This is a genomic window from Blautia sp. TF10-30, assembly GCF_003481245.1.
Taxonomy (GTDB): Bacteria; Bacillota; Clostridia; order Lachnospirales; family Lachnospiraceae; genus Fusicatenibacter; species Fusicatenibacter saccharivorans.
Genome location: NZ_QUKM01000001.1, coordinates 108748 through 121415, shown reverse-complemented (window position 1 = coordinate 121415; position 12668 = coordinate 108748). Strand labels below are relative to the sequence as shown.

Annotated in this window: 14 protein-coding genes and 1 riboswitch; of the genes, 12 read left to right on the top strand and 2 right to left on the bottom strand. The window is 48.5% G+C overall.

Annotated elements, in window-relative coordinates; translation table 11 throughout:
• The first annotated feature begins 217 nt into the window (after window positions 1-217).
• The 10 genes from DXD02_RS00555 to DXD02_RS00520 all read left to right on the top strand — a co-directional run bounded on the left by DXD02_RS00555 (window position 218) and on the right by DXD02_RS00520 (window position 8043).
• Window positions 218-511, top strand: coding sequence for a YabP/YqfC family sporulation protein (locus DXD02_RS00555; RefSeq protein ID WP_055267857.1), 294 nt, complete (start codon window positions 218-220; stop codon window positions 509-511).
• 45 nt (window positions 512-556) lie between these two features.
• A complete protein-coding gene (locus DXD02_RS00550; protein WP_055267859.1) occupies window positions 557-1855 on the top strand; it encodes a sporulation protein YqfD in 1299 nt (432 codons plus the stop codon).
• Window positions 1842-2873: a PhoH family protein gene (locus DXD02_RS00545; protein ID WP_055267861.1), complete on the top strand. Its 1032-nt coding sequence runs from the start codon at window positions 1842-1844 to the stop codon at window positions 2871-2873. Before DXD02_RS00550 ends, DXD02_RS00545 begins: the two co-directional genes overlap by 14 nt.
• A complete protein-coding gene (gene ybeY / locus DXD02_RS00540) occupies window positions 2870-3373 on the top strand; it encodes an rRNA maturation RNase YbeY (RefSeq protein WP_055228185.1) in 504 nt (167 codons plus the stop codon). The genes DXD02_RS00545 and ybeY overlap by 4 nt, the downstream gene beginning before the upstream one ends.
• A 50-nt stretch (window positions 3374-3423) precedes the next feature.
• A complete protein-coding gene (locus DXD02_RS00535) occupies window positions 3424-4578 on the top strand; it encodes a DUF3048 domain-containing protein (RefSeq protein WP_055267863.1) in 1155 nt (384 codons plus the stop codon).
• A 278-nt stretch (window positions 4579-4856) separates the two neighbouring features.
• Entirely contained in the window at window positions 4857-5075 is a 219-nt protein-coding gene (locus tag DXD02_RS15540) for a DUF896 domain-containing protein (RefSeq protein ID WP_055267865.1), read from the top strand.
• Window positions 5053-5601, top strand: a complete 549-nt coding sequence (locus tag DXD02_RS00530; protein ID WP_055228183.1) for a 5-formyltetrahydrofolate cyclo-ligase — start codon at window positions 5053-5055, stop codon at window positions 5599-5601. Before DXD02_RS15540 ends, DXD02_RS00530 begins: the two co-directional genes overlap by 23 nt.
• A 40-nt stretch (window positions 5602-5641) precedes the next feature.
• Window positions 5642-6886 carry a glutamate-5-semialdehyde dehydrogenase gene (locus tag DXD02_RS00525; RefSeq protein ID WP_055267915.1) on the top strand — a complete coding sequence of 415 codons (1245 nt, stop codon included), beginning with the start codon at window positions 5642-5644 and terminating at the stop codon, window positions 6884-6886.
• Between the two features lie 134 nt (window positions 6887-7020).
• Window positions 7021-7173: a DUF6198 family protein gene (locus DXD02_RS15350; RefSeq protein WP_156338179.1), complete on the top strand. Its 153-nt coding sequence runs from the start codon at window positions 7021-7023 to the stop codon at window positions 7171-7173.
• A gap of 100 nt (window positions 7174-7273) precedes the next feature.
• Window positions 7274-7373, top strand: a riboswitch (THF riboswitch).
• 67 nt (window positions 7374-7440) lie between these two features.
• Entirely contained in the window at window positions 7441-8043 is a 603-nt protein-coding gene (locus DXD02_RS00520; protein ID WP_022461732.1) for a folate family ECF transporter S component, read from the top strand.
• Window positions 8044-8235: 192 nt separating this feature from the next.
• Here the strand turns inward: DXD02_RS00520 and DXD02_RS00515 are convergent, their stop codons facing one another.
• A complete protein-coding gene (locus DXD02_RS00515) occupies window positions 8236-8535 on the bottom strand; it encodes a hypothetical protein (protein ID WP_118594421.1) in 300 nt (99 codons plus the stop codon).
• Between the two features lie 80 nt (window positions 8536-8615).
• Entirely contained in the window at window positions 8616-10115 is a 1500-nt protein-coding gene (arfA, locus tag DXD02_RS00510) for an arabinosylfuranosidase ArfA (RefSeq protein ID WP_118666250.1), read from the bottom strand.
• A 231-nt stretch (window positions 10116-10346) separates the two neighbouring features.
• Here arfA and DXD02_RS00505 point away from each other — a divergent pair, with 231 nt between their 5' ends.
• Both DXD02_RS00505 and DXD02_RS00500 read left to right on the top strand, forming a co-directional pair.
• Window positions 10347-11186, top strand: coding sequence for a helix-turn-helix domain-containing protein (locus tag DXD02_RS00505; RefSeq protein WP_118666249.1), 840 nt, complete (start codon window positions 10347-10349; stop codon window positions 11184-11186).
• 88 nt (window positions 11187-11274) lie between these two features.
• Window positions 11275-12597, top strand: a complete 1323-nt coding sequence (locus tag DXD02_RS00500) for a sodium-dependent transporter (protein ID WP_055217929.1) — start codon at window positions 11275-11277, stop codon at window positions 12595-12597.
• Window positions 12598-12668 lie beyond the last annotated feature (71 nt).

Below are 12668 nucleotides of genomic sequence, written 5' to 3'. Positions count from 1 at the left end.
GCTGAAGAACCACAGGTAACGGAAGCTCAGATGACGAGAGAAAATGCAGAAGCCCAGGGGTATGAACCCTGCAAAAAATGTTTTTAAAAAAGAGAAATGAAACCCCGCAGCCTGATCGGGCAGGAAACCCCAGCGGCTGTGGGGTATTTTTGTGCTTTTTTCTGCATAAAATAGCGATAGAACAAAAAGCAGACCCGCAAAGCGGAGGAGGTTTTGGATGCGAAAAAAGAAAAAGCAGAAAAAATCACTCCATCCGCCGGGCGGGGAGCTGCTTTCGGCGATGCAGGTTCCGTCAGATCTTGCTTTTGGCGAGCCGGTTGTGACGTTTTACGGCGGGAGAGAAGTGCAGATTGAAAATTTCCGCAGGATTCTGGAATATAATGCGTGCCGCCTCTGTGTGCTTACACAATATGGCAGGCTGCTCCTTGTGGGAGAGGGAATCCGGATTGTTTCGTATTCCGGGGAGGAGATGCGGGTGGAAGGGAGAATCGATCAGGCGACGTTTCAATAAGTGTAATGATTCCAATCATTCCAATGCTGAAAAGGGGGTGTGCGTTTGCAGAGGGGAAAGGTTTTCTGGAAAGGCAGTGTGCGGATTCGTGTGACGGGCCGTGAACCGGAGCGTTTTTTCAATCTGTGCGGGCACCATAACATCACACTGTGGGACGTGACAGAACATCAGGGCTGCTTTGAGATGAGCCTTCTGCCGGAAGATTTTTTCCGCCTCCTGCCGATCCGCCGCAAGAGCGGTGTGCGCATCCGAATACAGAAAAAACAGGGACTGCCTTTCTTTTACCGGCGAAGTTTAAAAAGAAAGGCATTTTTTATTGGTATTTTTCTCTGCCTGGCGGGACTTTACACGCTGTCGCAGTTCATCTGGAATATTCATGTGGAAGGAAATTACGCGAACAGTACGCAGACGATCTTAAACAGCCTTGACGCGGCCGGGATTCATCATGGAAGCTGGAAAAAACGTGTGGACTGCAGCCAGACCGCATCGTATTTGCGGGAGCAGTTTCCGAATCTGACCTGGGTGTCCGCAAAAATAGAAGGGACGCAGCTTGTCCTTGCGGTAAAAGAAAACGTAGACGGCTATGTGATCGAAGAAAAAGCAGATGATCCGCAGAATCTTGTGGCGAAAAAAGAAGGGACGGTCGTGCGTATTATCACACGGAACGGCATTCCGCAGGTGCTCCCCGGTGATACATGTCAAGCGGGAGACATTCTTGTAAAGGGCGAGATTCCGCTTGTGAATGACAGTGGGGAAACGTATGATTATTCTTATGTTCACGCAGACGCGGATATTGACCTTGAGACGACGTGGTACTATTATGATACCTTTCCGCTTTCCCATACGGTACGGACATATCAGAAAGCAGAGAAAAAAACGCCGGTATTCCAGATTTCTGCTTACCGATTTTTCCTTGGAAATCTGCTGCCGGAGAATTTTGTGGAGAGTTTGCGGAGCATGACCGGAACGGCGGATCAGAAAACAGAGAAAAGGGAAAATGGAGCAGACGAGGAAGTGTCCCTTCAGCAGCTTTATCTGACAGAAAACTTTGCCCTTCCGTTTTATTTCGGCTACCGTCAGAAATTTCCTTTTGAAGTTCAGAAAGAAACCTACTCAGAACACGAGGCAAAAGAAAAAGCCTCGCAGAATTATCAGAAATTCCACAGAAATTTATCAGAAAAAGGACTTCAAATATCGGAGAATCATGTTACAATAGAACTTAACGATACGTCATGTATCACAAAAGGGACACTTCGCGTGATAGAACGGGCCGTAGAAGCACAGCCCTGCGAAATGCAGAAGATGTCGGATGGAAAGGAAACAATGGTAGATGAACAGCAATAACAACATGATAGAACTGCAGATGGAACTGCCCATCGAACATGAAAAGAAAGTATTCGGCCAGTTTGATGAACACATCAAAATCCTGGAGAGATCCCTGGCGGTTACGCTGATCTCCCGGGACGGCGTTTTAAAAATTGTGGGCCCGGCATCGAATGCAGCGCGCGCAAAGGAATGTCTGACACAGCTTCTGGAGCTCTCACGCCGCGGAAATGATATCAACACACAGAACGTCAATTATGCAATCTCACTTGTTATGGAGGACAGCGGAAGCAGCCTTGCTGAAATCGACAGTGACTGCATCTGCCACACGGTCGCAGGCCGTCCGGTCAAACCGAAAACACTCGGTCAGAAAGCGTACGTGGATGCGATCCGGGAAAAGATGATCGTCTTCGGCGTCGGCCCTGCCGGAACCGGAAAAACGTACCTTGCGATGGCGATGGCGATCACGGCATTCCGAAACGATGAGGTAGGCCGTATTATCCTGACGCGTCCGGCGATTGAGGCGGGTGAAAAACTCGGTTTCCTGCCTGGCGACCTGCAGAGTAAAATTGACCCGTATCTGCGGCCGCTCTACGACGCGCTGTATCAGATCATGGGAGCAGAGAGCTTCCAGAAAAACATGGAAAAAGGCCTGATTGAGGTTGCGCCGCTCGCGTACATGCGAGGCCGTACGCTCGACAATGCGTTTATTATCCTTGATGAGGCACAGAATACGACACCGGCGCAGATGAAGATGTTCCTGACCCGTATCGGTTTCGGTTCCAAAGTCATTGTAACCGGAGATGCCTCTCAGAAGGACCTTCCTTCCGGTACACGCTCCGGCCTTGATGTGGCAATGCAGGTACTGAAAAAAGTAGACGGAATTTCCTTCTGCGAGCTGACGAGCAAGGACGTTGTCCGTCATCCGCTGGTGCAGAAGATTGTACAGGCTTACGATGAATATGAAAAGAAAGCAAAGCCGGAAAATCACAGCGGCAGAGCAAAAAGTACGACGAGAAAACGGAGGGAAAATAAATGACACTGACGTTTGAAAATGAACAGGATTTTGACCTTGGATTTGATCCGGAAGAGGTTGCAGCAGCGGTAATCAATGGTGTGCTGGATCAGGAAGCGTGCCCGTATGAGGCAGAAGTAGAACTGATTCTGACTGATCCGGAAAATATCCGCACCATGAACCGGGAACACAGAAACATTGACCGGGAGACAGACGTGCTTTCTTTCCCGATGGTAGATTATCCTTCTCCGGCTTCGTTCGATTTTCTGGAGACGGAAGAGGGAGATGACTGTTTTAACCCGGACAGCGGTGAGCTGATGCTGGGTGATATTGTGATTTCTGTTGCGCGCGCAAGAGCGCAGGCGGAGGAATACGGTCATTCTTTAAGACGCGAATTTGCTTTTCTTGTTGCACACAGTATGCTGCATCTTCTGGGTTATGATCATATGACACCGGAGGAAGCAGCCGTGATGGAGGCAAAGCAGGAAGAGGTGCTGCAGCGTCTCGGTATCACAAGAGACTGATTGAAAGAAGAAAAGGAGGGGTCTTTATCAAAAAGAGAGGGTTTTACACATTGGGGATTGCTCTGCTGGGAAGCATGATGCTGTTCGGATGCCGGAAAATTGGGGAAACGGCACCGGAAACTGCATCGGCAGGAACTTCTTATGTCTCAGAAGAGACAGCAGGGGAAAGCAAGACAGAAACGAAAGCTACGGAACCACCGGCCCCGACCGAAGATCCGGCACCGGAACCGCTGGTTCCGGAAGCGATTGAGCCGACACCCGCGGAGGATGCGCTGCCGGAAGGTATGGTGAAAAGTTATCTGACAGGAGAACCTGTCGCCGAAGTACAGGGAAGAAGGCGCCCGGTGGCGGTTATGCTGAGCAATATCATCAGCGCCTGCCCGCAGAGCGGTATCAGCCGTGCGGGAGTGATCTATGAAGCGCCGGTCGAAGGCGGCATTACGCGCCTGATGGGGCTGTTTGAAAACTATGATGATCTCGAAAAGATCGGATCGGTGCGGAGTTGCCGCGAATATTATGTGTATCTGGCAGCGGGATTTGACGCTCTGTATTACCACTATGGACAGGCGGCGTATGCGATTCCGCTGCTCGAATCGGATCACATAGACAATGTGAATGGCATGGAGTATTCGGAACAGGTGTATTACCGGACGTCGGATCGTCCGTCGCCGCACAATGCGTATTTGGATGCGGCCGGGATTGCAGCGGGAATCGATCTCTGCGGCTACCGGACATCTTACAAAGACGGTTATGACGGATTTTTCCAGTTTGCATCCGAGACAGAACCGGAAACGCTGGAACAGGGACGAAATGCCGCCTATGTGGCACCGGGTGGATATTTCCACAATAATCCATGGTTTTCGTACGATGAGGCGAGCGGCACGTATTTGCGTTATCAGTTCGGGGAACCGCAGATCGATGAGATGACACAGGAACAGCTTGCGGTGAAGAACATTATCGTGCAGTACTGTTCCTGGAAAAAGTATGATGACAATGCGGAATATCTCGATATTGATGTGGTAAACGGCGGAATGGGAACGTATATCACAAGCGGAAAGGCCATCGACGTGACATGGAGCAAGGATGATCCGTGGGGTGTCACAAAGTACCGGGACAGCAATGGAGAGGAGATTAAACTGAATCTTGGAAAAACATGGGTTCTGATTGTTTTAGATAATTATGCAGATGAGACTGAAATCCGGTGATAAAGCTGGATTTCAGGATTTTTCTCAGATCGGCTGGACAGATCCTGTGTTTTGCGGTAAGATAAAAAGAAAATCCGGTCATTTAACCGAATCAAGCAAGTCCCTCGCTTCTAAAGCGGTGGGATGAATTGTTAAAAGAAACATAACGGTAGTGGCAGGCGGAGAGAAATCGGTATCCTCCACTGACATGAGGCGAGTCACAGTCGAACTATTTTCGACATGTCAGACTCTGTGAAAATACCGACTGTGAGTTGAAACAAAGGAGAAAAATACAGAAAATGGAAATTAATATACAGAGAATCAACGAACTTGCCCGCAAGGCGAAAGCAGAGGGGCTGACACCGGCGGAGAAAGAAGAGCAGCAGAAGCTGCGGAGAGAATATATTGCAGCCGTGAAAATGAACCTCCGTACCCAGCTCGACAATATTGATGTGCAGGAGAAAGACGGAACAATCGTAAATCTGGGGGAGCGCTATGGAAGCAAAAGGAAACATTAGAAAAGAAGTTTTTGCCCGAAGAAGAGCAGCCACACAGGAAGAAATTCAGGAAAAGAGCCGTATGATTTATGAAAAAATCACGGCTCTGCCGGAGTTTCTGGATGCGGACTGCTTTTTTGCGTATATGGACTTCAAAAAAGAAGTCATGACACGGGATCTGATCGAGAAGGCCCTGCAAATGGGAAAGACGGTCGCTGTGCCGCGCGTGGAAGGCGATGATATGGTTTATTATGAGATCAAAGATTTCTCCACGCTGAAATCCGGCTATTTTGGCATTATGGAGCCGGACGGCGGAAAGGTCTGCACGCGGGAAGAGGGCTTTCTGCTGGTACCCGGTGTGGCCTTTGATCCGGCGCGCCACAGAGTAGGATATGGAAAAGGATTTTATGACCGCTTTCTTGCCGCACATCCAGGGTTTACAACGGTTGCAGCGGCGTTTGAGTTTCAGCTGTTTGATGCGGTGCCGTTTGAAGAGACGGATGTTCTGCCGCAGATGCTGGTGACAGAGCAGAAGATTTACCGTTAAGCCAATTACGATAAGACAACACGAGGAGGAGACGAGTATGATGAAGCTGGAAGAAATCGGAACGAGAGCCCGCCAGGCGGAGCCTGTGCTTCGAATCATGGAGACGGAGAAGAAAAACCGTGTGCTGAAAAAAGCAGCGGAAAACCTTGTGGCAGACGCCGAAACGATTATCGCGGCCAATGCGCTGGATATGGAGCATGGAAAAGAAAAAGGCATGTCTCAGGGACTTCTGGACCGGCTCTTTCTGGACAAAAGCCGGATTGAAGCAATGGCAGAAGGCATGTGTCAGGTATCCGAACTGGACGACCCAATCGGGGAAGTGCTGGGAATGAAAAAACGCCCGAACGGTCTTCTGATCGGACAGAAACGTGTTCCGCTCGGTGTTGTCGGCATCATCTACGAGGCACGCCCAAATGTGACGGCGGATGCATTTGCACTCTGCTTCAAAACGGGAAATGTCGTGATTTTAAAAGGCGGAAGCGATGCAATCCACTCGAATACGGCGATTGTTGCCTCTCTTCGGAAAACACTGAAAGAGGAGCAGGTGCCGGAAGACGCCCTGCTTCTGATCGAAGATACCTCCCGCGAGACGACGGCGCAGTTTATGAAGATGAACCGCTATGTCGATGTCCTGATCCCACGCGGCGGCGCCGGACTGATCCGCGCTGTCGTGGAAAACAGCACGATTCCTGTCATTGAGACGGGAACCGGAAACTGTCATATCTACGTGGATGAGACAGCCGATCTTTCCATGGCAGTGGATATTATTCTGAACGCAAAAACACAGCGCGTTGGCGTATGTAATGCATGTGAATCGATTGTGGTACACGAAAATGTACGTGAAAAACTGCTCCCGGTTCTGGAGGAACGATTAAAAGAAAAACATGTGGAAATGCGCGCAGACGAAAAGGCAAGAGAATACATGCCGGAAGCAGAAGAAGCGACAGAAGAGGACTGGGGAAAAGAGTATCTCGACTACATCGTGTCCATCAAAACCGTCTCTTCCATCGACGAAGCGATTGCACACATCAACCACTACAACACAAAACACTCCGAAGCAATCATCACCAACAACTACACCCACGCCCAGAAATTCCTGGACGAAATCGATGCAGCTGTAGTCTACGTCAACGCCTCCACCCGCTTCACCGACGGCTTCGAATTCGGCTACGGCGCCGAAATCGGAATCAGCACCCAAAAACTCCACGCCAGAGGCCCGATGGGACTGCTGGCGCTGACATCGATTAAAAATATCGTATACGGAACGGGACAGATCCGAAAATAAAAGAAGAAAGATCTTGTTGTCAAAGGGCAACCCAGTTGATCCAGTGACCGATTGCTGACGACCACCCGTCACCCGATCACTGACCAACTCCCAACTGTCCCTTTTCTGGATCAACAGCCCAGACAACAGCCGCATTGTTCACCTTCTTCGGACTTGGAAGAATCGAAGGTCTTGGAATCGGAACGGTAGCAGCTGCTTTTACGATGGGAAAAGGCATTGTGCTGATGGGAAAACTGCTGGATAAAAAGTTTGCGTTTGTCTCCGTTTTATCACCGGAAAGACCGTAAAATGCAGGGCTGATATTTGATCGTAAAAAATTAGAAAAAAATGTAAAATCCTCTTGAAATCAAGGGGATTTTACTATATAATGAGCAGGACAAAAACAACTGCAGAGTAAGTTCATATGCGTAAAGTGCTCCCAGGATAGAGAGTAGCCAGGGAGACGAAAAGAGAAAATCTTGCGGTATATGAATTGCATCTCGCTGCAACAGAAGATAGAGACAAGAGATTATCTCCTATTGTAGTCAGATATCTGTAAAGGAGGTAATTTTTTTATGCAGAAAAATGCAAATGAAACAGCAAAAGAAACAAAAAACATGTTTCTGCAGTCAGCAAAAGAGCTGAAAGCAGTCACAACCCTCGCAGCCTGTGCCATGTTCGCAGCGCTGGCGATGATTCTGAACCAGGTAGCATCGATTGATATCGGACCTTATGTCCGCATCGGATTTTCTGGAATCCCGAACCGCCTTGTCGATTACCTGTTCGGACCAGTGACAGGATGTCTTTTCTCCGGCATTCTTGATGTCGTAAAATACTTCCTGAAACCGAGCGGCCCGTTCTTCTTCGGATTCACCTTTAATGCGATGCTGGCATCTTTTATGTATGGATGCTTCTACTATCGCAAAAAACTGACCATCAAACGTGTGCTTGCAGCCAAGTTCATCGTTATGCTGACTGTCAACGTACTGCTGAACACCCTGTGGATCAGCATGCTGTATGGAAAAGGAATCATGGTGCTTCTTCCGGCACGTGCCTTAAAGAACCTGATTATGTGGCCGATCGATTCCATCATTTTCTATAGCCTGACGAAGTTGATCGAGCAGACCGGCGTCTTCCGCATGTTCCATGCAAGAACCGCTGCACAGGCACAGAGATAAAGAAAAATTCAGACACCATCAAAACGATACATTTACCAATCTGCAGAAAAGGTACTGTCCGCCAGAACAAAAAGGAAGCGGATGGGTTTTGTCGGAAAAGAAAAGCGAAAAAGAACTGCGGCAGGAACTTCCCCAAAAGGAAGCCTGCCGCAGTTCTTTTTGTATGAAAATCCCATCAGGCGGACAGCGATTTTACTGATATCCGTGATCTGACCAGTCCTGGTTTTTGATCCGCTCGTAATCCTCCTCTGTAATCGGAAGAATCGTTCCATGCTTGTAGCCGTATGGGAACGAGAAGGAAGCATCAGAACGAACAAATTTTCCGGAAGCAAGGCTGTCTGCAACAAACGGCACATATCCCTGGCCGGCACCCGGAACGCCGTCGTTGACAGCTTCCCAGTGGAAACCATCGCGGCTTATGCCGAAATAAACCTGTTCGCCGTCCGGTGTTGTTTTTTCCCGAAAATGAACAAATAAATATGCCTGTGCCATAAAATAAAACTCCTTTATGCATATGTTTGGATGAAAAATTCAGATGTTCTGTTTTTCAGGCCATACCTTATACGGTTCCATTATTTTGTAAGACGGATCACATTCCAGCTGTGTTTTCCAAGAACGGTGTGCATTTTTCCATTCTCCAGTTTGGTGGCATCGGAATGGGTCGGAGTAACGTGGTTCGGATCTGCTTCGGTGTTGACCGCTTTCATATCGTCGTTTGTCAGCACGATGTGCTCAGCCAGACGGCATCTTTCGAACTGACGCAGATCGCAGGAAACCTCCATATCCTCATCCAGGCTCTTGTTGACTGCAAAAATGGTCAGTGCATCGTTTTCCTCATCCCAGATGCAGACAGAATCGAGATACGGAGCTTCGCCGTACGTTTTGCTCTCGTAAACCGGTGTCAAAACCTGTGTATTTAAGACGGTTCCGCGGCCGTATACGCTTGCATGCATGTATGGATAGAAGATCGTCTGACGCCATGCACCGGTATCGGATGTCATGATCGGAGCGATAACGTTGACAAGCTGTGCGAGGCAGGCAATCTTGACACGGTCTGCGTGGCGCAGGAGTGTGATCAGCATGCTTCCGACGAGAAGTGCATCCTCAAAGTTGTAAACATCCTCAAGCTGATGCGGTGCGCGTACCCATTTCTCCAGCTTCTGATCCTGCTCATTGCTGTGATACCATACGTTCCACTCATCGAAGGAAAGGTTAATCTGCTTTTTGCCGTGTTTTTTCGCTTTGACTGCATCACAGATCGCAACTACACCGGAGATGAAATCATCCATGCCCTTGGAGCTTGCCAGAAAATCGACAGTATCATTTGCATAATTTCCGTAGTACTGGTGTAAAGAAAGGTAATCCACCTCATCATAGCATTCGTCCAGAACCGTATATTCCCAGGAACCGAAGGTTGGCATCGTAAGATTGGAGCTTCCGCAGGCAACAGTTTCGATCGTCGGATCCATGAATTTCATCAGACGGGAAGTCTCTGCTGCAATACGTCCGTACTCAGAAGCGGTCTTATGTCCCATCTGCCACGGTCCGTCCATCTCGTTGCCGAGGCACCAGAGTTTGATGTTGTGTGGATCTTTGTAACCGTGGGATTTTCTCAGATCACTGTAGTAGGTGCCGCCCTTGAAGTTGCAGTACTCCAGCACATTTTTTGCGTCTTCCGGTCCGCGGGTTCCGAGATTGACGGCCATCATAATATCACTGCCGGCTTTTTTCGACCAGTCAGCAAACTCATTCAGACCGAATTCGTTTGTCTCAATCACGCCCCAGGCAAGATCTGGTTTTGCAGGCCGTTTGTCTTTCGGGCCTACGCTGTCTTCCCAGTGAAAACCGGAGACAAAGTTTCCGCCCGGGTAACGGACGATCGGTACCTGAAGCTCTTTGACAAGATCCAGGGTATCTTTTCGGAAGCCCTGCTCGTCGGAGAGAGCACTTCCTTCCTGATAGATGCCCTCGTAAACGGCGCGTCCCAGGTGCTCGATAAAGGAACCGAAGATTCGTTTGTCAACTTTTCCGGTAAGAAAATATTTGTCAATGATAATCTCTGCTTTTTTCATACTTAAAAATCCTCCTGTTAAAAGAAATGTTCGTTTTCAGACACGATCCAGAAAAACAAAGGATCACAGGCGTGTCTATGATTTTATTCCACCGTTTCGCTTTCGCTTTGGATAGTTTCAATTTTAGCAGGAAGATAGAAAAAAACCAGAGATTTTTGTCCGGCAAATTTGACTTTTTTTCCGGTTTTGCGGTAAAATAGGGAGAAGAAAAGAAAAGGGGAAACGAGAAGAATGGAATTTTCAGTTCATATTTGTGAATATAATAGATCCAACGCCGATTATGAGACGATATATCGGCCGGAGGGCAGCGGGGACTATCTGTTTCTGTTGTTTAAAACGCCGATGAAGGTGTATGACAGAACTGCGTTTTTCATTGCACAGGAAAATGCCTGCCTTTTTTACACGCCGGATCACGAGCAGCATTATCAGGCTGTTCAGAAGTTTCGCAACAGCTATGTCCATTTCTGGTGCGGTGAGAATCTGGGTGAAACGTATGGAATTCCGCAGAATGCTGTTTTTTATCCACAGAACACGGAAGCAATTGATGAGCTGATTCGCCTTTTGCAGAGGGAATACATTGTGAAAGATCCATACGCAGTGGAATATGAGGAAGCACTGGTTCGTCAGATGATGATTACGGCATCGCGCGGTATGCGGCTGTACAAGAAAGCGGCAGAGGAGCCGGCCGGACTGTATCAGGAATTCCAGGAGCTGCGCCTTAAGATGTTGAGCCATTATGAGAAAGACTGGACGACAGAAAAGCTTTGCCAGATGGCCAATATGGAAAAAAGCCAGTTTTATTCTTATTATAAACAGTTTTTTAGCAGCACCCCGCACAGCGATCTGATTGAAGTACGGCTCGACAAGGCGAAAAATCTTTTGACAAATCAGGCACTTTCCATCGGACAGACCGCGGAAATCTGCGGTTTTTCCAATCTGTCTCATTTCAGCCGCTATTTCAAACGCCACTGCGGATGTTCTCCGCGGGAATGGCAGCAGCAAGGCGGAAAAAGCATAAAATATAAAGTGAAGTTGCAGGAAGATGAGAAATGCTATAGCTTTTCCCAATAGCTTATGCTAAAATATTCAGAAGATGTTGGAGTCAAAAGGTACTTTGGCCATGATATCTTCAGAAAAAGTAAGAAAAAGGGAGAGCAGTATGAAAAAGAGAGAGTCATTTAACAGTCGGTGGGGATTTATCCTGGCCTGCATCGGCTCTGCAGTTGGAATGGGCAACATCTGGATGTTCCCTACCCGGGTTTCCTTGTACGGAGGAGGTTCCTTTCTGATTCCGTATTTCCTGTTCGTTGCACTGATCGGCTTTACCGGTGTGAGCGGGGAGATGAGTTTTGGCCGTGCCACAAGATCCGGTCCGGTTGATGCGTTCGGTTTTGCATGTGAAACGAAAGGAAAACGAAAAGCCGGAGAGGCGCTTGGTCTGATTCCGGTGCTGGGTTCCCTGGCAATGGCGATCGGTTATACGGTTGTCATGGGGTGGATTTTCAGGTACATGATCGGAACCTTTACCGGAAAGACACTGTCAGCTGTGAGCGTAGAGGATTTTGCCGGAGCGTTTGAATCCATGGCATCTGCGTTTGGAAACAATTTCTGGCAGATCGTAGCTCTTGTGGTTGCGATGGTCATTCTGGCATTTGGTGTTGGTAAGGGAATTGAGAAGGTCAATAAGGTGCTGATGCCTGTTTTCTTTCTCCTGTTTGTTGCACTTGGTATCTATGTTGCCTTTCAGCCCGGTGCAGCGGATGGATACCGTTATATTTTCCGTGTGGAACCAAAAGCACTTGCAGATCCGAAGACCTGGATTTTTGCACTTGGTCAGGCATTCTTTTCCCTGTCTGTAGCCGGAAACGGAACACTGATCTATGGTTCCTATTTGTCAGATGGAGAAAATATTCCGGCCGCCGCCGGAAGAGTAGCATTTTTTGATACGCTCGCTGCTATGCTTGCTGCGCTGGTTATTATCCCGGCGATGGCAACTACGGGAGCACAGTTAAATACAGGAGGACCTGGACTTCTGTTCATTTTCCTTCCGAATTTGATAAAGTCTATGCCGGGTGGCGCGCTGATCGCAATCGTTTTCTTTGTCGCTGTCTTTTTTGCCGGCCTTACCTCTCTGATTAACCTGTACGAAGCACCGATTGCAACGGTACAGGAAAAATTTCATCTCGGAAGAGTAGCAGCCTGCGGTGTGATCGGGGTTATCGGTGTGGTCGTATCTCTTCTGATCCAGGGCATTGTATCCCAGTGGATGGATGTTCTGTCGATCTACATCTGCCCGCTCGGCGCCGGCCTTGCCGGAGTCATGTTCTTCTGGATCTGCGGAAAGAAGTATGTGCAGTCCCAGGTAGACAAGGGAAGAAGCAGCAAATTCACGGATCTGTATTATCCGATCTGCAAATATATCTACGTGCCGATCTGTGTGCTGGTTCTGATTCTCGGAATCGTGCTGGGCGGAATCGGCTGAAACGATGTTGATAGAAAACGCGCCTGTCGTGCGGAAAAAAAATCCGGCGGCAGGTGCGTTTTTTGATAAAA